The sequence below is a fragment of the Pseudomonas sp. TZ252 genome (assembly GCF_056110345.1).
Map to the genome: position 1 here is coordinate 4,990,248 of NZ_CM148566.1, position 19,543 is coordinate 5,009,790.

At 62.5% G+C, this 19,543-nt stretch carries 27 protein-coding genes, 1 tRNA gene and 2 pseudogenes; 17 read left to right on the forward strand and 13 right to left on the reverse strand.

Features of this window, described 5'->3' with window-relative positions; translation table 11 throughout:
* Nucleotides 1-8 precede the first annotated feature (8 nt).
* The 4 genes from lolA (at nt 9) to cysG (ending at nt 4,771) form a co-directional block, all read left to right on the forward strand.
* Nucleotides 9-635, forward strand: a complete 627-nt coding sequence (gene lolA, locus ACYAF3_RS23315; protein WP_003090414.1) for an outer membrane lipoprotein periplasmic chaperone LolA — start codon at nt 9-11, stop codon at nt 633-635.
* Between the two features lie 9 nt (nt 636-644).
* Nucleotides 645-1,970 carry a replication-associated recombination protein A gene (locus ACYAF3_RS23320; protein ID WP_003097632.1) on the forward strand — a complete coding sequence of 442 codons (1,326 nt, stop codon included), beginning with the start codon at nt 645-647 and terminating at the stop codon, nt 1,968-1,970.
* Nucleotides 1,971-2,091: 121 nt separating this feature from the next.
* Nucleotides 2,092-3,372 (forward strand): serine--tRNA ligase, encoded by a 1,281-nt coding sequence (gene serS, locus ACYAF3_RS23325; protein ID WP_003160440.1) that lies wholly within the window; start codon nt 2,092-2,094, stop codon nt 3,370-3,372.
* 1 nt (nt 3,373) lies between these two features.
* Nucleotides 3,374-4,771: a siroheme synthase CysG gene (gene cysG, locus ACYAF3_RS23330; protein ID WP_031755626.1), complete on the forward strand. Its 1,398-nt coding sequence runs from the start codon at nt 3,374-3,376 to the stop codon at nt 4,769-4,771.
* A 4-nt stretch (nt 4,772-4,775) separates the two neighbouring features.
* Here cysG and ACYAF3_RS23335 read toward each other — a convergent pair whose 3' ends face one another.
* The 7 genes from ACYAF3_RS23335 to ACYAF3_RS23365 all read right to left on the reverse strand — a co-directional run bounded on the left by ACYAF3_RS23335 (nt 4,776) and on the right by ACYAF3_RS23365 (nt 8,985).
* Complete coding sequence (locus ACYAF3_RS23335) at nt 4,776-5,750, reverse strand: glutathione S-transferase family protein (protein ID WP_003097628.1); 975 nt, start codon at nt 5,748-5,750, stop codon at nt 4,776-4,778.
* A gap of 87 nt (nt 5,751-5,837) precedes the next feature.
* Nucleotides 5,838-6,821 (reverse strand): glycosyl transferase family protein, encoded by a 984-nt coding sequence (locus tag ACYAF3_RS23340; RefSeq protein ID WP_003108776.1) that lies wholly within the window; start codon nt 6,819-6,821, stop codon nt 5,838-5,840.
* The gene (locus tag ACYAF3_RS23345) at nt 6,818-7,153 is read right to left on the reverse strand and encodes a TusE/DsrC/DsvC family sulfur relay protein (protein WP_003119979.1); all 336 of its coding nucleotides are present in this window, start codon (nt 7,151-7,153) and stop codon (nt 6,818-6,820) included. The genes ACYAF3_RS23340 and ACYAF3_RS23345 overlap by 4 nt, the downstream gene beginning before the upstream one ends.
* Entirely contained in the window at nt 7,150-7,455 is a 306-nt protein-coding gene (tusB, locus tag ACYAF3_RS23350; RefSeq protein ID WP_009876640.1) for a sulfurtransferase complex subunit TusB, read from the reverse strand. Before tusB ends, ACYAF3_RS23345 begins: the two co-directional genes overlap by 4 nt.
* A complete protein-coding gene (gene tusC / locus ACYAF3_RS23355; protein ID WP_003090389.1) occupies nt 7,455-7,814 on the reverse strand; it encodes a sulfurtransferase complex subunit TusC in 360 nt (119 codons plus the stop codon). The genes tusB and tusC overlap by 1 nt, the downstream gene beginning before the upstream one ends.
* Complete coding sequence (gene tusD, locus ACYAF3_RS23360) at nt 7,811-8,206, reverse strand: sulfurtransferase complex subunit TusD (protein WP_003090387.1); 396 nt, start codon at nt 8,204-8,206, stop codon at nt 7,811-7,813. The genes tusC and tusD overlap by 4 nt, the downstream gene beginning before the upstream one ends.
* 110 nt (nt 8,207-8,316) lie before the next feature.
* On the reverse strand, nt 8,317-8,985 hold the full coding sequence (locus tag ACYAF3_RS23365; RefSeq protein WP_031755625.1) for a Bax inhibitor-1/YccA family protein: 669 nt from the start codon (nt 8,983-8,985) through the stop codon (nt 8,317-8,319).
* Between the two features lie 129 nt (nt 8,986-9,114).
* Between ACYAF3_RS23365 and ACYAF3_RS23370 the strand changes: the two genes are divergently transcribed.
* Nucleotides 9,115-9,204, forward strand: a tRNA-Ser gene (locus ACYAF3_RS23370).
* Nucleotides 9,205-9,258: 54 nt separating this feature from the next.
* On the opposite strand, the gene ACYAF3_RS23375 is transcribed toward ACYAF3_RS23370, so the two are convergent.
* Nucleotides 9,259-9,903 (reverse strand): tyrosine-type recombinase/integrase, encoded by a 645-nt coding sequence (locus tag ACYAF3_RS23375; protein ID WP_419183206.1) that lies wholly within the window; start codon nt 9,901-9,903, stop codon nt 9,259-9,261.
* A 95-nt stretch (nt 9,904-9,998) separates the two neighbouring features.
* Between ACYAF3_RS23375 and ACYAF3_RS23380 the strand changes: the two genes are divergently transcribed.
* From ACYAF3_RS23380 to ACYAF3_RS23390, 3 genes are all read left to right on the forward strand, one after another.
* Nucleotides 9,999-11,161, forward strand: a protein-coding gene (locus ACYAF3_RS23380; RefSeq protein WP_125728828.1) for an IS3 family transposase whose coding sequence is annotated in 2 segments (ribosomal slippage) — nt 9,999-10,251 and nt 10,251-11,161 — 1,164 coding nt in all. Because the reading frame shifts where the segments join, the coding sequence is not laid out codon by codon here.
* Nucleotides 11,158-11,400, forward strand: a complete 243-nt coding sequence (locus ACYAF3_RS23385) for a DUF1654 domain-containing protein (RefSeq protein WP_223697257.1) — start codon at nt 11,158-11,160, stop codon at nt 11,398-11,400. The genes ACYAF3_RS23380 and ACYAF3_RS23385 overlap by 4 nt, the downstream gene beginning before the upstream one ends.
* Nucleotides 11,401-11,677: 277 nt before the next feature.
* Nucleotides 11,678-12,127, forward strand: coding sequence for a GNAT family N-acetyltransferase (locus ACYAF3_RS23390; RefSeq protein WP_031300117.1), 450 nt, complete (start codon nt 11,678-11,680; stop codon nt 12,125-12,127).
* Between the two features lie 196 nt (nt 12,128-12,323).
* Here the strand turns inward: ACYAF3_RS23390 and ACYAF3_RS23395 are convergent, their stop codons facing one another.
* From ACYAF3_RS23395 to ACYAF3_RS23405, 3 genes and pseudogenes are all read right to left on the reverse strand, one after another.
* Nucleotides 12,324-12,749, reverse strand: a complete 426-nt coding sequence (locus ACYAF3_RS23395) for a GNAT family N-acetyltransferase (protein ID WP_071557658.1) — start codon at nt 12,747-12,749, stop codon at nt 12,324-12,326.
* A 136-nt stretch (nt 12,750-12,885) separates the two neighbouring features.
* Nucleotides 12,886-13,245, reverse strand: coding sequence for a nuclear transport factor 2 family protein (locus tag ACYAF3_RS23400; RefSeq protein ID WP_071536349.1), 360 nt, complete (start codon nt 13,243-13,245; stop codon nt 12,886-12,888).
* A 60-nt stretch (nt 13,246-13,305) separates the two neighbouring features.
* Nucleotides 13,306-13,407 (reverse strand): annotated as a pseudogene (locus ACYAF3_RS23405) (transposase domain-containing protein); the annotation flags it as partial.
* A gap of 207 nt (nt 13,408-13,614) precedes the next feature.
* Here ACYAF3_RS23405 and ACYAF3_RS23410 point away from each other — a divergent pair.
* A complete protein-coding gene (locus ACYAF3_RS23410) occupies nt 13,615-13,935 on the forward strand; it encodes a hypothetical protein (RefSeq protein ID WP_153562506.1) in 321 nt (106 codons plus the stop codon).
* Nucleotides 13,936-13,962: 27 nt separating this feature from the next.
* On the opposite strand, the gene ACYAF3_RS23415 is transcribed toward ACYAF3_RS23410, so the two are convergent.
* Complete coding sequence (locus ACYAF3_RS23415; RefSeq protein ID WP_031755477.1) at nt 13,963-14,613, reverse strand: BRCT domain-containing protein; 651 nt, start codon at nt 14,611-14,613, stop codon at nt 13,963-13,965.
* Between the two features lie 133 nt (nt 14,614-14,746).
* Entirely contained in the window at nt 14,747-15,598 is an 852-nt protein-coding gene (locus ACYAF3_RS23420) for a S24 family peptidase (protein WP_021263391.1), read from the reverse strand.
* Between the two features lie 134 nt (nt 15,599-15,732).
* Between ACYAF3_RS23420 and ACYAF3_RS23425 the strand changes: the two genes are divergently transcribed.
* From ACYAF3_RS23425 to ACYAF3_RS23460, 8 genes and pseudogenes are all read left to right on the forward strand, one after another.
* Nucleotides 15,733-15,915: a transcriptional regulator gene (locus ACYAF3_RS23425; RefSeq protein ID WP_400573785.1), complete on the forward strand. Its 183-nt coding sequence runs from the start codon at nt 15,733-15,735 to the stop codon at nt 15,913-15,915.
* A gap of 31 nt (nt 15,916-15,946) precedes the next feature.
* Entirely contained in the window at nt 15,947-16,519 is a 573-nt protein-coding gene (locus tag ACYAF3_RS23430; protein WP_023088261.1) for a hypothetical protein, read from the forward strand.
* 581 nt (nt 16,520-17,100) lie between these two features.
* Nucleotides 17,101-17,235 (forward strand): annotated as a pseudogene (locus ACYAF3_RS23435) (DnaT-like ssDNA-binding domain-containing protein); the annotation flags it as partial.
* Nucleotides 17,236-17,314: 79 nt separating this feature from the next.
* Nucleotides 17,315-17,860 carry a hypothetical protein gene (locus tag ACYAF3_RS23440; protein ID WP_023088262.1) on the forward strand — a complete coding sequence of 182 codons (546 nt, stop codon included), beginning with the start codon at nt 17,315-17,317 and terminating at the stop codon, nt 17,858-17,860.
* A complete protein-coding gene (locus ACYAF3_RS23445) occupies nt 17,830-18,237 on the forward strand; it encodes a phage tail fiber protein (protein ID WP_223309039.1) in 408 nt (135 codons plus the stop codon). The genes ACYAF3_RS23440 and ACYAF3_RS23445 overlap by 31 nt, the downstream gene beginning before the upstream one ends.
* Before the next feature lie 42 nt (nt 18,238-18,279).
* The gene (locus ACYAF3_RS23450) at nt 18,280-18,909 is read left to right on the forward strand and encodes a glycoside hydrolase family 19 protein (protein WP_031755475.1); all 630 of its coding nucleotides are present in this window, start codon (nt 18,280-18,282) and stop codon (nt 18,907-18,909) included.
* The gene (locus ACYAF3_RS23455; protein ID WP_031755474.1) at nt 18,906-19,274 is read left to right on the forward strand and encodes a hypothetical protein; all 369 of its coding nucleotides are present in this window, start codon (nt 18,906-18,908) and stop codon (nt 19,272-19,274) included. Before ACYAF3_RS23450 ends, ACYAF3_RS23455 begins: the two co-directional genes overlap by 4 nt.
* Nucleotides 19,271-19,534 carry a hypothetical protein gene (locus ACYAF3_RS23460; protein WP_003130908.1) on the forward strand — a complete coding sequence of 88 codons (264 nt, stop codon included), beginning with the start codon at nt 19,271-19,273 and terminating at the stop codon, nt 19,532-19,534. Before ACYAF3_RS23455 ends, ACYAF3_RS23460 begins: the two co-directional genes overlap by 4 nt.
* Nucleotides 19,535-19,543: the final 9 nt, after the last annotated feature.

Below are 19,543 nucleotides of genomic sequence, written 5' to 3' on the forward strand. Positions count from 1 at the left end.
GGATTCCGATGCGACTGATCCGCACGTTGTTCGTTGCCGCCCTGGCCATGGGCGCTTCGCTGGCCCATGCCGACGACAGCGCCGCTGTCCAGCGCCTGACCGGCCTGCTGAACAAGGCCCAGACCCTGACCGCGCGTTTTTCCCAACTGACCCTGGACGGTAGCGGCACGCGCCTGCAGGAAACCGCCGGCCAACTGAGCCTGAAGCGGCCGGGACTGTTCCGCTGGCATACCGATGCGCCGAACGAGCAATTGCTCATTTCCAACGGCGAGAAGGTCTGGCTGTACGACCCGGACCTGGAGCAGGTGACCATCCAGAAGCTCGATCAGCGCCTGACCCAGACGCCGGCGCTGCTGCTCTCCGGCGACATCTCGAAGATCAGCGAAAGCTTCGCCATCACCTACAAGGAAGGCGGCAACGTAGTCGATTTCGTGCTCAAGCCGAAGACCAAGGACACCCTCTTCGACACCTTGCGTCTGTCGTTCCGCAGCGGCAAGGTGAACGACATGCAGATGATCGATGGCGTCGGCCAGCGCACCAACATCCTGTTCTTCGACGTGAAGATGAACGAGGCGCTGGATGCCAAGCAATTCACCTTCGACGTTCCGCCGGGCGTCGACGTGATCCAGGAGTAAGCGCAAGCCGTGGATCTGTTCCGCAGCGAGCCCGTCGCGCAGCCCCTGGCGGCACGGCTGAGGCCCGCAAACCTGGACGAGTACGTGGGGCAGGAACACCTGCTGGCCCGCGGCAAGCCCTTGCGCGAGGCGCTGGAGCAGGGCGCGCTGCACTCGATGATCTTCTGGGGCCCGCCGGGAGTCGGCAAGACTACCCTGGCGCGGCTGCTGGCGCAGGTGTCGGACGCCCATTTCGAGACCATTTCCGCGGTGCTGTCGGGGGTCAAGGAGATCCGCCAGGCGGTCGAGGTGGCCAAGCAGCACGCGGCGCAATACGGGCGCCGGACCATCCTGTTCGTCGATGAGGTGCACCGCTTCAACAAGAGCCAGCAGGATGCCTTCCTGCCCTATGTGGAAGACGGCACGCTGATCTTCATTGGCGCGACCACCGAGAACCCGTCCTTCGAGTTGAACAATGCGCTGCTCTCGCGGGCTCGCGTGTATGTCCTCAAGAGCCTCGACGAAGCCGCCCTGCGCAAGCTGGTGGGCCGCGCGCTGAACGAGGACAAGGGCCTCGGCAAGCGCAAGCTGAGGCTGCCGGAGGAGAGCTTCCAGGTTCTCCTGGCCGCCGCCGACGGCGATGGGCGGCGCCTGCTGAACCTGCTGGAGAACGCTGCCGACCTCGCCGAGGACGGCAGCGAGATCAGCCCCGAGCTGCTGCAGAATCTGCTCGGCGATACCCGCCGACGTTTCGACAAGGGCGGCGAGGCGTTCTACGACCAGATCAGCGCGCTGCACAAGTCGGTGCGCGGCTCCAATCCCGACGCGGCACTCTATTGGTTCGCGCGTATGCTCGACGGCGGCTGCGATCCCCTGTACATCGCCCGGCGGGTGGTGCGCATGGCCAGCGAGGAGGTTGGCAACGCCGATCCTCGCGCCCTCGGCCTATGCCTGTCGGCCTGGGACGTGCAGGAGCGCCTGGGCAGCCCCGAAGGCGAGCTGGCGGTGGCCCAGGCCATCGTCTACCTGGCCTGTGCGCCGAAGAGCAATGCGGTGTACAGCGCGTTCAACGCGGCGATGCGCGACGTCGCCGAAAGCGGCTCGCGGGAAGTGCCATTGCACTTGCGCAACGCGCCGACCAAATTGATGAAGAGCCTCGGCTATGGCGAGGAATACCGCTACGCCCACGACGAGCCGGATGCCTATGCCGCCGGAGAGGATTATTTCCCCGAGGATCTGGAGCCGCGGCGTTACTATCAACCGGTGCCGAGGGGCCTGGAACTGAAGATCCGCGACAAGCTGGAACACCTGGCCGAGCTGGATCGCACCAGTCCCCGCCAACGCAGAAAATCCTGAGCGGTATGGGCTCGGCGGAGCTAGCCAGGCTTCCGCGACGGCGTCGATGACGTCGCCGGGGCCGGCGAAGCGCCAACCGGGCCACGAACCGCCGATAACCGACACGAGACGAGAAAAGAGCATGCTCGATCCCAAACTGGTACGCACCCAGCCGCAAGAAGTGGCTGCCCGCCTGGCCACCCGTGGCTTCCAACTGGATGTCGCACGCATCGAAGCGCTGGAAGAGCAGCGCAAGTCGGTACAGACCCGTACCGAGCAGCTGCAAGCCGAGCGCAACGCGCGTTCCAAGGCGATCGGCCAGGCCAAGCAGCGTGGCGAGGACATCGCGCCGCTGCTGGCCGATGTCGATCGCATGGGCTCCGAGCTGGAGGAAGGCAAGCGCCAGCTGGACGCCATCCAGGGCGAACTGGATGCCATGCTGCTGGGCATTCCCAACCTGCCGCACGAGTCGGTGCCGGTCGGTGCCGACGAGGACGCCAACGTCGAAGTGCGTCGCTGGGGCACGCCGAAGACCTTCGATTTCGAGGTCAAGGACCATGTCGCCCTCGGTGAACGGTACGGCTGGCTGGATTTCGAGACCGCTGCCAAGCTTTCCGGCGCGCGCTTCGCCCTCATGCGCGGCCCGATCGCCCGCCTGCATCGCGCCCTGGCGCAGTTCATGATCAACCTGCATACCGCCGAGCATGGCTACGAGGAGGCCTACACCCCCTATCTCGTCCAGGCTCCGGCGCTGCAAGGCACCGGCCAGTTGCCGAAGTTCGAGGAGGACCTGTTCAAGATCGGCCGCGACGGCGAAGCTGACCTCTACCTGATCCCGACCGCCGAGGTTTCGCTGACCAACATCGTCTCCGGGCAGATCCTCGACGCCAAGCAATTGCCGCTGAAGTTCGTCGCCCATACCCCGTGCTTCCGCAGCGAGGCCGGTGCCTCCGGGCGCGATACCCGCGGCATGATCCGTCAGCATCAGTTCGACAAGGTGGAGATGGTGCAGATCGTCGATCCGGCCACTTCCTACGAGGCGCTGGAAGGCCTGACCGCCAACGCCGAGCGCGTCCTGCAACTGCTCGAGTTGCCGTATCGGGTGCTGGCGCTGTGCACCGGCGACATGGGCTTCGGTGCGACCAAGACCTACGACCTGGAAGTCTGGGTTCCCAGCCAGGACAAGTACCGCGAGATTTCCTCCTGCTCCAACTGCGGCGACTTCCAGGCCCGGCGCATGCAGGCCCGCTACCGCAATCCGGAAACCGGCAAGCCCGAGCTGGTGCACACCCTTAACGGCTCCGGCCTGGCCGTCGGCCGCACCTTGGTGGCGGTACTGGAGAACTACCAGCAGGCGGACGGCTCGATCCGTGTGCCGGAAGTCCTCAAGCCCTACATGGCTGGCATCGAGGTGATCGGCTGACATGGATTTCCTGCCGCTGTTCCACTCCTTGCAAGGGCGCCTCGCGCTGGTGGTCGGTGGCGGCGAAGTCGCCCTGCGCAAGGCGCGCCTGCTGGCCGACGCCGGCGCGCGCCTGCGCGTGGTCGCGCCGCAGATCCACATCGAACTGCGGCATCTGGTGGAGCAGGGCGGCGGCGAGCTGCTTGAACGCGACTACCAGGACGGCGACCAGCCCGGCTGCGTCCTGATCATCGCCGCCACCGACGACGAACCGCTGAACGCCGAGGTGTCGCGAGCGGCCAATGCGCGCGGGATACCGGTCAACGTGGTGGACGCGCCGGCCCTGTGCAGCGTGATCTTCCCGGCCATCGTCGACCGTTCGCCGCTGGTGGTGGCGGTCTCCAGCGGCGGCGATGCGCCCGTGCTGGCGCGGCTGATCCGGGCCAAACTGGAAACCTGGATTCCCTCGACCTACGGGCAACTGGCCGGACTCGCCAGCCGCTTCCGCCACCGGGTCAAGGAATTGCTACCCGACCTGCAGCAGCGCCGGGTGTTCTGGGAAAACCTGTTCCAGGGCGAGATCGCCGAGCGTGTCCTGGCCGGCCGTCCGGCGGAAGCCGAGCGTCTCCTGGAAGAGCGCCTGGCCGGCGGCCTCGCGCACATAGCCACGGGCGAGGTATATCTGGTCGGGGCCGGGCCGGGGGATCCGGACCTGCTGACGTTCCGTGCCCTGCGCCTGATGCAGCAGGCCGACGTGGTGCTCTACGATCGCCTGGTGGCGCCGTCGATCCTCGAATTATGCCGCCGCGATGCCGAACGCCTGTACGTCGGCAAGCGCCGCGCCGAACATGCGGTGCCGCAGGATCGGATCAACCGCCTGCTGGTGGAGCTGGCCAGCCAGGGCAAGCGCGTGCTGCGCCTGAAGGGTGGCGACCCGTTCATCTTCGGCCGCGGCGGTGAGGAAATCGACGAACTGGCTGCCCACGGCATACCTTTCCAGGTCGTGCCGGGAATCACCGCGGCCAGCGGCTGCGCGGCCTACGCCGGGATTCCACTGACTCATCGCGATCATGCGCAATCGGTTCGTTTCGTCACCGGTCATCTGAAGGACGGCACCACCGACCTGCCGTGGCAGGACCTGGTAGCGCCTGGCCAGACCCTGGTGTTCTACATGGGCCTGGTGGGATTGCCGGTGATCTGCGAGCAACTGGTCGCCCACGGTCGCTCCGCACAGACCCCGGCGGCGCTGATCCAGCAGGGGACCACCGCCCAGCAGCGGGTATTCACCGGAACCCTGGAAAACCTGCCGCAACTGGTGGCTGAGCACGAAGTGCATGCGCCGACCCTGGTGATCGTCGGCGAAGTCGTGCAACTGCGCGACAAGCTGGCCTGGTTCGAAGGCGCCCGCGAGGACGCCTGAGCCTTCAGCCTTCTCCCCAGATGCCCTTGCCGGGAAGTCGTTCCCGGCCTGGCGCGCGCGCCAGGTCGAGACGCGGGCCCAGCGGTACTATCCCGGTCGGGTTGATGGTGCGGTGGCTGGCGTAGTAGTGCCCCTTGATATGTTCGAAGTCCACTGTCTCGCCGATGCCCGGGCGTTGGTACAGCTCGCGCAACCAGCCGGAGAGATTCGGGTAGTCTTCGATGCGCCGCAGGTTGCACTTGAAGTGTCCGTGGTACACCGCATCGAAGCGCACCAGGGTGGTGAACAGGCGGATATCGGCCTCGGTCAGGTATTCGCCGGCCAGGTAGCGGCGTTCGCCGAGCAAGCCTTCCAGGTAGTCCAGCTCCTCGAACAACTGGACGAAGGCCTCCTCGTAGGCGTCCTGGCGAGTGGCGAAGCCAGCACGGTACACGCCGTTGTTGACCGCAGGATAGATGCGTCCGTTGAGGCGTTCGATCTCCTCGCGCAGCGGCTCCGGGTAGAAGTCCAGCGCGTTGGCGCCGATGGCGTCGAAGGCGCTGTTGAAGATGCGGACGATATCGGCTGATTCGTTGTTGACGATCTTCTGCGCCTGCTTGTCCCACAGCAGCGGCACCGTGACCCGGCCGCTGTAGTGCGGGTCGTCGCGGGTGTAGCGCTGGTGCAGAAAGGCCAGGCCGTCGAGGCGATCGCCGGTGGAGCCGTGGGCGGGGTCGAAGGTCCAGCCGTTCTCGCGCATCAGCCAACTGACCACCGAAACATCGACCAGCGACTCCAGCCCCTTCAGCTTGCGCACGATCAGGGTCCGATGGGCCCAGGGGCAGGCCAGCGAGACATAGAGATGGTAGCGCCCGCCCTCGGCGGGGAACGCCGGCTCGCCCAGCCAATGGCGGCGCTGGGCGTTTTCGCGCTGGAAGCGGCCGTCTTTCTGTGTGTCATACCACTGGTCGTGCCAGCGGCCATCGATCAACTGTCCCATGAGCGGGTTCCTCCATACGTCGTTGGAGGAACAGTCTAGTGTCGGGCGATCGATAAATTTATATAAATAAAGGGCTATTCGTATCGATCAGATCGATTCGTTTCGGGTCGCCCAGTAGTGTGCGGCTTCCTTGAAGGCTTCTTCGCGATTCTTGCCAAGGGCCCGTAGCGCCAGGGCCATGCTGGAGAGCACCGCCAGGTGGCCATAGGCGTCGCCTTCGCGGCCGTCCCAGACGGCCCGAAGGAAACCCGGGTCGAGCTGTTCCGGCTTCATGTGCCGGTGCGTCGACAATGCCGGCCATTCCTCGTCCCAGGCTTCGCCCTGGTCGCAACCATACAGGTGGGCGACGACGTCCGGGTTGACTTCGATCTCGCCGCCTTCGCCCTTGATGACGATGGCCCGGTCGCCGAGCAGGCGGCTGGCCTCGCGGTGGGTTTCCTGGTAACCGGGGTGGAAGATGCTCTGCAGGATGCAATCCGCATTCAGGGGGTTGAGCAGGCGAACCAGCGAATGGATCGGCGAGCGCAGGCCGAGGGTATTGCGCAGATCGATCATGCGTTGCAGCACCGGCATCCAGGCACCGAGCGGAATGAACGCCAGGTGGCCGCGCTCCAGGGCCTGTTCTACCTGCAGCCAGTCGTGGCAGAGCGGGATCTCCAGCGCCGCCAGCAACTGTTCGCTGTACAGGCGTCCGGCGGTATGCGCGCCGCCGCCGTGCATGAGGATGCGCACGCCATGGCCGGCCAGGCACTTGGCGGCCAGCAGGTACCAGGGCAGGTGGCGCTTCTTGCCGGCGTAACTGGGCCAGTCGAGGTCGACGCGCAAGGACGGGACTTGCAGGCGCTCGCGCACCGCCTCGGTGAAACCGGCCAGTTCCTCGCTGCTTTCCTCCTTGTGCCGCAGGAGCATGAGGAAGGCGCCCAGCTGGGTGTCCTCGACCCTGCCGTCGAGGATCATGCCGAGGGCCTCGCGGGCTTCCTCCCGGGTCAGGCTGCGCGCTCCGCGCTTGCCTTTGCCGAGGATGCGGACGAACTGGGCGAACGGATGTTCGGCGGGAGTCGAGAGAGTCATAGACAGTTGCTCGGTTTCGGCAGGCCGGCCAGCTTCGCGCCAAGCTTGGCCGGGGCGCCCTTGAACAGGTGGTTGAGGTGCAGGCTGTTGCCCTTGTCCGGACCCAGTCGCTGGGCGACGTACTTGATCAGCGGGCGGTTGGCCGGAGACAGCTGGAACTCCGCATAGAACTCGCGGAGCAGTTGGAGAATCTCCCAGTGCTCGGCGGTCAGGGCCAGCTCCTCGCGGGCGGCCAGGGCTTCCGCCACCGGCTCCGACCAATCGTCGAGGGCGGCGAGGTAGCCGTCCTTGTCCAGCCGGATTTCCCGGCCTTCCAGCATAAGGAGCGTCATAGCCAACTGTTGACCTTGTCGAAGCGGGTGGCGAGTTCGACGAAGCCGGAGTAGTCCACCGCCACCAGGCGAGCGGGGACGTCCTCGATACCGCGCGCCTGGAGGTCTTCCAGCAGGGCGAACAGTTCGATTTCCGCCGGCATCAGTTCCAGGGCCTGGCAGGCGTGGCTGCCGGCCAGCAGGGCGTGCACGGCGTCGCCGCAGAGCAGCAGGCCGTCGCCGGGGTTGAGCAGGTACAGGCAACTGCCCAGGCGGCCGTCATTGAACGGCGAGCGGGACAGTACGTGGAGGGTCGTGGCCATCAGAGGGTAATCACCTGGTCGTAGCGTTGCAGCAGGTCGCGCAGGGCCTGGTCGTCGAGCACCTCGACCGCGAGGGCCAGGCGCTCTTCAGCCAGGCCACGCTCGCGCAGGCTACGGGCCGAGACGTAGAGGTCGTCCACGCCGAACATCGGCAGGGCCTGCAGGTTGGCCTGCAGGTCCTTCTGCTGCAGGTGCGCAGGATGCTGGCCGGGAGCCAGCTGGAACGCGCCGTCGTCGAGGAACAGCATGCCGACCGGTAGATCGAAGGCGCCGCCGGCCAGGGCTATGTCCAGCGCCTCGCGGGCGCTCGGGCCGGACCAGGGCGACTGGCGGCTGATGATCAGCAGCGACTGGCTCATCGGTCGCCTCCGAAGCAGACCAGGCGGTCCGCGCTTTGCGCCGCCTCGTGCAACTGGCCGAGTCCGGACAGTTCCCATGGTGCGCCAAGGTTGGCGCCGGGACGGCCGTAGCGTTCGGCTTCCTCGGCGTTCAGCACGCCGCGGCGCAGGGCGGCGGCGATGCAGACCACGGCGTCCAGGCCGTTGCGCTCGACCAACTCGCGCCAGGCGGCGGGCAGGTCGAACTCGTCCTGGCCGCTCACGACGTTGGCCGAGGCGCTGTGCACGCCGTCCTGGTAGAAGAACAGGCGGACGATTTCGTGTCCGCCGGCCAGCGCGGCTTCGCTGAAGCGCAGCGCGCGGCGGGCGGCGGGGGAGTGGGGAGGGTCGAATAGGGCGATGGCGAATTTCATGCTGCGATACGCGAAGGATTTCTTCGAATGATAAACCAATGCCTGTGTTTTGCCGGTCCGCAAATGAAAAAGCCCGTCGCGGGGACGGGCTTTTCCGGAGGCGCTTTCTATCAGTCGTCGCCGCCGGCGATGCCGAAGATCTGCAACAGGCTGATGAACAGGTTGTAGATCGACACGTACAGGCTGATGGTGGCCATGATGTAGTTGCGTTCGCCGCCGTGGATGATCGCGCTGGTCTGGTAGAGGATCATCGCCGAGGAGAACAGGACGAAGCCGGCGCTGATCGCCAGTTGCAGGCCACTGATCTGGAAGAACAGCGATACCAGCACGGCGCCCAGCAGGACGAAGAAGCCGGCGGTGATGAAGCCGGACAGGAAGCTCATGTCCTTGCGGGTGGTCAGCACATAGGCGGACAGGCCGAAGAACACCAGGGCGGTCATGGCGAACGCCGAAGTGATGACGCTGCCGCCGTTGGGCAGGCCGAGGTACATGTTGAGGATCGGGCCGAGCGTGTAGCCCATGAAGCCGGTCAGGGCGAAAGTGCTGACCAGGCCCCAGGCGCTGTTGCGCAGCTTCACGGTGAGGAAGAACAGGCCGTAGAAGCCGATCAGCACCACGAACACGTTCGGATAGGGCAGGAGCATCTGCTGCGAAACGTAGGCCACCAGGCCGCTGAAGGCCAGGGTGAGTGCCAGCAGGCCGTAGGTATTGCGCAGAACGCCGCTGACTTCACGCTGTTCCGCGACGGCGGAGTTCAGCTGATATTGCTGTTCTTGCATGGTGTGGGTACTCCTTAACGGGAACGGGTCCATGACGTACTGATGGGCATGATAGCAAAGCCTCTGCCAGGGCCAATCGATAGAGTTTGACAGTGTGTTGCTATCCGGTACTATGGCGCCCCGCGATGCGGAGGTGTGGCCGAGTGGTTTAAGGCAACGGTCTTGAAAACCGTCGATGGGGAGACCTGTCCTAGAGTTCGAATCTCTACACCTCCGCCATTTCATCGCTGAAAGCCCCGTGAGCCGGGGCTTTTGCATTTCTGGATCGTCTCCCTACCGCTGCGCGGAGACGTTGACCATTTCCGCAACATCCCTGTCATTTCCGCAACTCTTCCTTACTTCGTTGGCTCCACGATCTCGCCGACGCGACGATACGGTCTCGGTGATGCGCTTGTCGGTGTGTCCAAGCAGCCTGGATGCCCGGCCCAGGTCAGCAATTTCTGAGGCTGCTTTCGGGCGGATGTCCCGGAACTGGAACTGACGGATTGCGGTGGCCAGAGTCTCGTCGAGGTCATCAAGCGCCGCGCCGGCGGCGGCCGACCGTGCCTCGTCAAAGCGAATGCGCAGCATGGAGGATGTCATCCGGCGCCCATCGGGCGTTGTGATCAGGTACGGGCCGGCTACGCCCCGCTGGCGCCGCTGCTCGCACAGCCGCGCAACGAGTTGTCCAAGCGCTGTCGGGCTGCCGTCGACATCGAGCATGATGCGCAACTTCTTCGACGTCTTGCCCTGGGCGATCTGCAGGTGCCCATCCTGAATGTCCGCCTCCCGAATGATCAGTACGTCGCTCGGCCGCTGGGCGGTGAGATAAGCGAGGTCCATGGCGTCGCGGAGTTCCGGTGGCGCCGCGCCGTATACCGCGTTCCAAACCTCGGCCCTGGCGTAGAAGTCGCGCGGCGTCTCGCGGTTCTTGTGCACCCCCTTCACCGGGTTTTCAGCCGTGACGATTGTAGCGGTCTACTGATCCCGGACACCGATTTAGGCGAAAACCCTCGCCGTGAGAGAGGTGTCTGATGAGCAAGCAACGACGTACGTTTTCCGCCGAGTTCAAACGAGAGGCCGCGGCCCTGGTGTTGGACCAAGGCTACAGCCATATCGACGCCTGCCGTTCGCTGGGGGTGGTGGATTCGGCCTTGCGCCGTTGGGTGAAGCAGCTCGAGGCGGAGCGCCAGGGTGTGACCCCGAAGAGCAAGGCGTTGACGCCTGAGCAGCAAAAGATCCAGGAGCTGGAAGCCCGGATCAACCGGCTGGAGCGGGAGAAAGCGTTATTAAAAAAGGCTACCGCTCTCTTGATGTCGGACGAACTCGATCGTACGCGCTGATAGACCAGTTGAGTGAGCAGGAGTCGGTGGAAGTGGTCTGTTCAGCTTTCGATGTGGCGCGGTCTTGCTACTACGTCCACCGTCTTCGACGGCGGCGTGTCGATGCTCGCCGCGTGGCGCTGCGTAGCCAGGTCAACCAGTTGTTCAGCCAGAGTCGGGGCTCGGCCGGCAGCCGCAGCATCCTGGGCATGCTGCGCGAAGAGGGCGTGACCATCGGCCGTTTCCGAGTGCGTAGGTTGATGCGTGAGCTGGGCCTGGTCAGCAAGCAACCGGGCTCGCACGCCTACAAACAGGCCACGGTTGAGCGGCCGGATATCCCGAATCGGCTGAACCGCGAATTCGCGACCGAGCATCCCAATCAGGTGTGGTGTGGCGACATCACCTACGTCTGGGCGCAAGGCCGTTGGCACTACCTGGCCGCGGTGCTGGATCTGCATACCCGGCGGGTGACTGGCTGGGCGTTCTCGGCCAAGCCGGATGCCGAACTGGTGATCAAGGCCCTGGACATGGCCTACAAACAGCGCGGCAAGCCACAGCAGGTGCTGTTCCATTCAGACCAGGGCAGCCAGTACGCCAGCCGCCTGTTTCGGCAACGGCTCTGGCGCTATCGGATGCAGCAGAGCATGAGTCGCCGAGGGAATTGCTGGGATAACTCGCCGATGGAGCGCCTGTTCCGCAGTCTGAAGTCGGAGTGGGTCCCGTCAACGGGTTACCTGACGGCGCAGGAGGCCCAACGGGACATCAGTCATTACCTGATGCACCGCTACAACTGGATCAGCCCGCATCAATTCAACGACGGGTTACCACCTGCGGTGGCCGAAGAAAAACTCAACCCACTGTCCGGGATGGGTTGACCACTACAGAGCGCAGGGCGTCAATCTGGAAGGCGCAGGGGGATTCGGAAGAGGCCTGGCAGCATGTGCTGGAGGAGTTGGCCGAAACCGATGGACTCGAGATGTCGCTGGGGGAGGATGGAGTGGTTACGCTCACCTGGGAGGCGGGAGACGAGGAGGGCGTTGAAGTGGTCGATGGGATTGAACTGGTGCAGGAGCTGGACATGGTGGTTCAGCGTCTACATGAGGAGAGGATCTAGCGGAAGGAGAGCCCGCGCGTAGCGGGCTCCGAATCGCTATCGGTCGTAGGTACGACTGAGAGCGCTGTGCGCTGACGAGACCAAATCATCTACATAGAGCCCGGCTACAACGATGCGGCCAAGTCGTTTCTTGATAGTCATCAATCTGCGCGTCTTGGCAATGTCGTCGCATGAGTGGATAGGATGAGTACGCGGCATCGCATCAAGCAGGGTAAGCGTTCGGGGAGGGCATACTGCGATGCGCTAAGCTGTAATCCTTTAGGATTGAGGTATCAACATGGAATGCCACGTTCGTCCCGCTACGAGCAGAGATGCAGCAGCAATAAGCCGCGTAGTTATAGCCGCCCTGCGTGAGTCAAATTCACAGGACTATCCACCTGACGTGATCGCTCAGGTTGAGCAGAGCTTTTCTCCTGAAGCCATTACTACGCAGCTTACGAAGCGTAGGGTCTTCGTTGCCTTACTGGGCGAAAACATTATTGGCACTGCCGGTCTCGACGGTGATGTCGTCAGAAGTGTTTTTGTTGACCCATCTCACCAGAGAGGCGGTATCGGGCGGCACTTGATGGATGTAATTCATACGACTGCTGCCAGCGCAGGAATTGAAGCTGTACGTGTGCCATCGTCGATTACAGCTGAAAGGTTTTATACCGTGCTGGGTTATCAGAAAATCCGCGACGAGTTTCATGGGGCGGAGCGCACCATCATTATGGAGAAGCGGCTGTAGGATTGTAACCGTCTGGCTAACACACCTGACTTTTTGCTACGGCTATTAACTGTGGCGCCCATCACATTCAAGTGGACGCCATTTGCAGCCCTACCAAGCGGACCCCACCCGCTAACGAAACTTTTACTCACGCCTTTCAGCGTTTCAGTGAGCAGACGCGTAGCAGGTCTTTCGGCAAAAATTTTAAAGCAGCACGTTAGACAAGTCGTTTCTGGAAAAAGAAACGCTTATGCTGTGGTGGGAAATCATCGAGATGACCGAACTCGGTGAAACCATGTCGTTGGTAGAAAGCTGGTGCTTGGAAGTCAAAGGTATCGAGCCAGATTCCAACGCAGCCCTTTTCACGCGCGACGTCTTCCGCCATATTCATTAGGCGTGAGCCCGTGCCTTGCCCCCTCGTTTCCTCGGGTATGGCTAGCAACTCGATAAATAACCAACGATAAAATATCTCACCGTAAAGCCCCCCAATGATGTCGTTGGTTTGCTCATCGCGGACTAGCAGAGCGATTGACTCCGATTTTGGATCACCCGCTTTAGAAAAATCATGAGCCCGTAAGGGTTTAAGGATAGCCGAGCGTTCATTTTCTCCTGGGTTGACCGTGATTTCGATACGAGCATTCATTCGCTAATCCTTGATATCTATACTGGTAGTAAGCGTACGGCCAATACACCTTTACTTAGGTTGAGCCGTATCAGCAAAAGAATCGTTTCATATGTGTGAGATACCGCCTCATGCACATTGGCTTTTGTATCGACATCTACTCGGAGACCCTCGTGCCTTGGTGAAATACCATGTGCCAACCATCTTCGTAGGTTTTCCAAATAGAGCTACGCATTGATAACGACTCATCGCCATTAGCATTTTGATGACGGCATCGGTACGTTGCTAACGCGACACCATCTGCAAGCACACGCAGTTTGAAATCCTCGATTGTCCTTTTGATCCAAGTCTGGGATTTTAGTCCCACGATCACCTCCGCTTTCGTCCAGCTTTTGCCGACAGCTCCAAATTCAACGAAGTCTTCGGCAAGCAGCTGTTTAAGCAGTCGATCATTCTTTCTCGCTTCCGGATCTAGCAACAGCTGTTCAAGCGCTAAAATCTCCAGACGAATATCCATTTCCCTCACCTACCAAGTGTGATTTATATATGTTTCACAGGGGACAATAGATCACATAAGCTAGATCTGTACCCACTGATGCGGCAGCAACTGGCTGATGTCTTTCGACCGTAACGTCGGCAGCCGCGTCAGCACCTCTTTGAGGTAGACATACGGATCATTGAGCAACAGCCCTGGTTGAGGCCTAGATCATGCTGTCACGATTGCCGGGGGAGTAAACGATAAGGCCGCGTTTGAGTCGGGGCACGGCCTCCAGGCCGGCGGTCACTACCCCATGATTTTCCGGTACTCCTGCGGCATGGGTTAGAGATCAATACACCGCCAGATGACCTGGCTCCTTTGGAAAGATTCTATCTGCGGCGTCTTAGCGTGAATCTCCTGATGGCCATGCCAAGCAGGCAGAAAATGGCGCCTGCTGCTGCTTTGGCCAGAAGGAGAGTAGTAGGGTTCTCGCTGGCTGGGATACTGCCTGAAAAGGCAAGCGTGATAGCGACATATACACAAGCAGAGATCAGTACCGAGATTCTGCTCTTGATGAAGAACCCGATAGCCGCGCAAAGGACGAACACCAATGGGTCCAAAAGGGAAGCTGCTAGGCAAGCGATAAACACAACCAAAGCGATCTCCTATCCAATGCCGCCTCCAATGCCATATGACCTTGCCTATGATGCGGTGCTTGTGAGCCTGTAACCCATATACGATGACGCTACGCTTCATCTAGATCAGGTTGAACATCGAGGCTTGCCAGTGCTTCTCGCTGATGATTGCGATGGGATGGCCTTCCTCGCGCAGCTCGACAGCTCGCTTGATCTTGGTTCCATACGTACTGTGTAGCCACTGCTCGTTGCCTATCTCGCCGACGACCAGGTAGTGCACCTTTTTGCTGATGCCTGAGGCTATTCCCCCGCCGCGGTTGACGACGATCTCTTCGCAATGCTTTCTGGGGCCGTAGACCATGACGCCAGTGAAAACGTAGAGATGGCCCGACCACTCAAGCTTGGGAGCTGGATTGTTGAGCGGAAGAGCATTCGATGGAGTAAAGGAATTGTCGCTTGGTTTCGGCTTGGAAGCAGAGAGGCCACCAAACCCTCTAAGAATCTCAAGCAGTTCGGCAGACTCATCAGCGTCTAACACGCCATCGGACAGCATGTCTGAGAGCCTCCGGTAGAGGAGGTTGGTCACTGGATCGTCAAGATGGATCAAGTTCGTAGCGATCCAATCCTGTAGGAACTCGGCCTCATGCTGATTGATATGCCCATCAGCAGTGATCCCAGCGGCCAGTCCTGAGAGCGCATCGACAGACCTTCGGTCTATGCGCTTCTCGTGGAAAATTCGACTTTTCCCAAATTCAGCGTGCCAGTCGACCATTGCTTCTCTCCTTGAACGTCAGGTGTCCATCACAACCTTTTCGCATTCCACACCAGCAGCACCTGGCATGTATGCTGGTCTTGGCCATGCTCGTCGCTTTACAAATCCCCACTCCGCCAGATTACCTTGCCTGTCAAAGCTTTCTGAAATTCCAGGCGCCCAGCACCTTGGCTTGGAAATGGACGTCTTCCATGCGTGCCTTCTGCGGCTCGAAGGACTTGTTGTCCGACACCAGCAGGTAGTGCTCGGCATCGTGGATCTGCACCCGCTTCACGAACAGGTGCTGCAGCCAGGTGAAGACGTAGACGCCTTCCTCGACGAAGTCGGTGATGCCCACGTCGACGAGGATCGGGGACTTGTCCTCGATGGTGCCCAGCATGCTCTGGCCCCACCCGGTGATGATCTTGAGGTTGGCCGGATCGGTGTACTTCAGACCAAGGTCATCCAGTTGGACCTTGTCGACCACCAGATTCCTGACGAACTCGCGGTACTCGGCCGGTACCTGGCCGCCACCCATGGCAGCGCGCACGTCGTACTGGGCGATCGAAATCGTATTTCCTTTCACCAGAGTGGTGCGGTTGAAGTCAGCGTGAATCACGTTCGATGTCGTCGATTGATCGCCATCGAGAGACTCGGCTACTGCCTGCGCGATTTTCTCCTTAGCTTCGCCGCTCAGCCCTTTACCGTGGCGCTGGAGCATCTCCATCACCTTTTCCGCGGCCGATGAGCCAGGGCGCTGAGGCGAACTACCTGGCGCAATAAGCTCCGCCTCCTTTTCGCTCAACCCCCAGTGTTCTGCGCCAACGACGCCTGAGAAGAACGATATCAACTCGATCAGTTTCGCTTTATCGATCCTGCCGGTGTTGATCCATCCCTGGACAGAAGGGGGCTTCACGCCGAACTGCTCTGCGAGAGCCTTTTTCGACATGTTTTTGGCGAGTCTGGCGGCCTCGATAGCGGCGCCGAGTTGGGGTCCGGTAAGCATTGCCTAATTTAACGTCAGTTGTGGTATTGTTAGGCAATGGCTTGCCTGTGATTAGCTATTGACTTACTGTTTTCTCCAACATTCCCCGGAGAAGAGGCATGACTCCAGCAGAAGCAGTGCGCCAGGCCGCCGAGATGTTGGGCAGTAGGGCCGAGTTGGCGCGAAAGCTCAATGTGAGAGCACCCACCGTAAGTCAATGGTGTTCAGGCGTTCGACCAATCCCGGCGAAGCGCGCAGTTGAGATTGAGGCGCTCACCGCAGGTCGGGTCCTTCGAAGTGAACTTTGCCCGTCGTTCCCATGGGGTGCGGCTGCCTGAGCACACCTTACTGGCCAGGAGCCGCCACGTCATGCGAAGCGAATCGCACACCCTGATCTCCACGCTGCTCGGCGTGGTGAACCAATGGCGCCGCCGAGAGGGGTGGAGCCGAGAGACCGTCGTCCAGCACATCGTGGAGGCGCACGAGCGCATCCAGGGAGCGCTGGTCACCGGCATCGTCTTCGACCCGCCAACGCGCGATACAACTGAGCGGATGAAGGTCAACGCTGACCGCGTGTTCCGCTGGCTCGACGACGGAACCAAGGACACCAACCTGGTGCCGGCGAACTTCGTTCCCAGCATCCTCGCGGCGCTGCCGACTGACCTGAAGGTCCAGGCCCTGGGCGACATCCTGACGCCGCTGGGCGTGTCGGTGCGCTTGATCGGCGGCGATGCCGGCCAGCGGCCGGAGGTGCTCTGCATGCTCCGGACACTCATCAAGGAGAACGGTGAGGCGCAGCAGGCCGTGGCCAACCTCGTCGATGGCGCTGATGACCAGGAACTGCAGGAGGCCCACCGGGAGCTCTCCGAATCCAGGGCGGCGGCAGATGAGGCGCTGCGGATGATCGACCAGATGCGCCGGCCGCGCCTTGTTCAGGGGTAGCCGTGCCGTCCTTCCAGATCAACGACGAGGAGTGGGATGCGCTCTTCGACGAGCCGCATCAGCTTCTGAAGGTGTACTGCGCGATCCGGATGTTCATGGACTACAGGACCGGCATCGCTGGCGAAACCCGCCGCCTGAGCGAGCAGATGCTGATTGAGGTTTTGAGCATCCCGGCATCACCTGGGCGTCCTGCGCACAAGGCGACCCGCAAGGAGGCCCGCTACACCATCGATGCGCTGGTGCGCCGTGGCATGGTCGAGCCTATGCCCAGCATCGGTCCTTTCGTTTTCCACCTGCCGAAGGCTTCGCGGGATCAATCCGTCTCGGAGAGGTGGGGCCAGAGGTTTGACCAAGGTGGGGCCAGACCTGGGGCCCTAGGTGGGGCCAAGGATTTAGAGCCAGAAGCCCCGGAACTACTGGGCTACAGCGAAGAGGTTGGAGCAGGTGGGGCCAGAGGTGGGGCCGGAGGTTATCCCGAGGTGGGGCCAGAGGTGGGGCATACATCCGGTCTTCCTCCGATACCTCCTCCGTCACGTAACGCGCGCGAGGCAGAGCCGGTATCTGGTGCTGACCGATTCCCGATGCATGAGGCCTGGGTGCCGAGTGCGAAGGGGTGGGCGGCAACGCTGGTCCGCAACGGAATTGGGAGCTACCAGCTACGCGACGACGAGCTTCTCGAATTCCGCAGTTACTGGATCAACCGCCCCGAGAAATTCCAGTCCCAAGGCCAGTGGGAGCACGAACTGGCACAGAAAATCCGCCGCAACCAGCGCTTCGACCAGAACAGGAGCAGCTATGGAAACCAAGCAGGAAACGCCGAAGGCCAAGCCGGCCATCGTGCCGCAAAGCGCGGCCTCCCACATCGACAGGGCCCTCGCTCAGCCGTCGACCGCGTCAACGCAATCGTCGCCGCCAACGAGGCTGCCCGACAGGCTGCTGGAACGGCTCTGGGTGAAGATGACCGAGATGTACGGGCACCGCTGGACGTCGAGTTTTGGCGACAACCCGAATCCTGACGGCGCCTGGGCTACGGTGCTCCAGGGGCTGACCGGCCAGCAATTGGCCCACGGGCTCAACATGCTGACGTTCATGGGCAGCCGGTTCGACTGGCCGCTGGCGGCGCCGACATTCCGAGAACTCTGCCTGAGCGTCCAACCGGAGTCGCTCGGTCTGCCGGACCACGACACCGCGTTCCACCAAGCTCTGGCGTGCCGCTACCGCCACCAGGTGGTCAAGGCCGCCGCCGAGGCGACCGGCGTTTTCGATCTGCGAGAGCAACCGACGGGACGCTTCGTGCTGCATCGCCGGTCGTGCGTATCGCCAACGTTGATGGGAGCTTGAGACCGGACCTCAACGAACTGGACTTCGAGACTGCGGGGGCTTGGGGTGTAGCCAACGCAGAGGCCCGCGGCGTTACTGTTCAACGGCTCGCCGTTGGCGTCTACAAGGTCTCTGGTAGCCTGGGGCTAGCGAAAGAGGGCTGGCGCGTGATCGACCCTGCGTCTCCCGACGGCGGTCGCCCACTCGGTATCACTGACAGCGAACAGGCTGAGGATGGGACGGTCACCATCCGGCTCTTCAAACAGCGCTGGACACTCAGTGACGACGGCGAAATGGTGCTCGGGAAGGGCGCCCCACTGGATGTCCCGCTCAACAGTTGGATCGATGTCCGATTGTCGATGCCGGCACCTCCCGAGATGCAGCCCGAGACTCTATGACCAGCCCGCACTCTGCGGGCTTTTTTGTGCCTGGAGATCAGCATGCCTATCACTGAGCAGCAACTGCTGCAAATCCTCCCGAACGCCGGCCCTCGCGCCGGCGTTTTTGTTGGTGCGCTGAACCGCGGGATGACGCGCTTCGGTATCACGTCGCCTGTGCGAGTCGCCGCGTTTCTGGCCCAGATCGGCCATGAAAGCGGCCAGTTGACCCGCCTGGTGGAGAACCTCAACTACAGCGCGCGCGGCCTGGCTGCGATCTGGCCGATTCGCTACCTCGGCGCCGACGGGCAGCCCAACGCGTTGGCGCAGCGCCTGGCGCGCAATCCTCGGGCCATCGCCAACAACGCCTACGCCTCGCGCAACGGCAATGGCGACGAGGCCTCCGGCGACGGCTGGCGGTATCGCGGGCGCGGCCTGCTGCAGATCACCGGCCGGTCGAACTACCGCGCCGCCGGCGCCGGGCTGGGCCAGCCGCTGGAGCAGGAACCAGAGCTGCTCGAGCAGCCGGAGTTCGCTGCGCTGTCGGCGGCCTGGTGGTGGGCCAGTCACGGCTTGAACGACCTGGCCGACCGCGGCGAGTTCGCCGCCATCACTCGGCGCATCAACGGCGGCACGAACGGCCAGGCGGAGCGCCTGGCGCTGTGGGAGCGGGCGAAGAGGGTGCTGTCGTGATCTCCGCCCGTGCTTTATCGGTCGCGCTGGCCTGCCTGCTACTGCTTGGCCTCGGCGCCGCCGGCGGTGTCTGGCTCGGCGCGCGGCACTACCGGCCGCAGCTTGATGCTGCGCTGGCGGATCTGGTCGCCTGCCGCGCCGCCAGGGGAGGCCTGGAGGACGCAGTGGCGGAGCAGGTCCGGCAGGTTGCCGCGCTGCGTCAGGCTGGCGAGCAGCGCGCCCGGGATGCCGCGCAGGCTGTGGATCGGGGACGGCAGCAGGCCGCGGAGCAGTATGCCGAAGCCCAGCGCCTGGTACGTGAGCGAACCGCCGGCGGGCAGTGTGCGGCCGCCGAGGCGGTCATTGATCAGGAGTTGGGTCTATGAGGGTGGTGCTAATGCTGGTGATGGGCGCGCTGGCGGGATGCGCCGGCCAGGTCGAGCCTGAGCCGCGCACGGTGCGCGTAGAAGTGCCTGTTGCGGTGCCGTGCCGAGTGCCGGCGGTAGAAGTGCCGGCCTGGGCAGCGGCTGGGCTGAAGAAGAGCGACGACCTACAGACCAAGGTCCGTGCGCTGCTGGCCGAGCGGCGGCAGCGGATTGGTTACGAGGCGCAACTCCTGGCTGCGAACCAGGCCTGTCAGAATTAGGAGTAGACT